Source organism: Prevotella sp. P3-92 (assembly GCF_002251205.1).
Taxonomy (GTDB): domain Bacteria; phylum Bacteroidota; class Bacteroidia; order Bacteroidales; family Bacteroidaceae; genus Prevotella.
In genome coordinates this window covers 1-292 of record NZ_NPJE01000073.1, presented here as the reverse complement: position 1 = coordinate 292, position 292 = coordinate 1, and the positions used below count along the sequence as shown (strand labels likewise).

Below are 292 nucleotides of genomic sequence, written 5' to 3'. Positions count from 1 at the left end.
CCTCTTCGACAGACCGATTCTACCTTTTTACAACAAAGGTACGAAACTGTCTTTAGCAATCATAGTTTTACCTTGATTATTTAACATTTATGCGACTGCGTCGCATTCTTCTGCAAACTTAGAGTGTACTCTGTGTGTTCCGTGGATCCGTAAAGGGAGGAAACGAAAAAAGCACCTTGCTTCATTGCTGAAACAAGGTGCTTTGTAAAAGATGGCGGCCTCCTACTCTCCCGCATTGCATTGCAGTACCATCGGCGCAAGTGGGCTTAACTTCTCTGTTCGGAATGGGAAG

The 292-nt window shown here is 44.5% G+C and carries 1 rRNA gene; it reads right to left on the bottom strand.

What is annotated here, in order from left to right:
* Nucleotides 1-209: 209 nt before the first annotated feature.
* Nucleotides 210-292, bottom strand: a 5S ribosomal RNA gene (gene rrf / locus CIK93_RS13305); the annotation flags it as partial.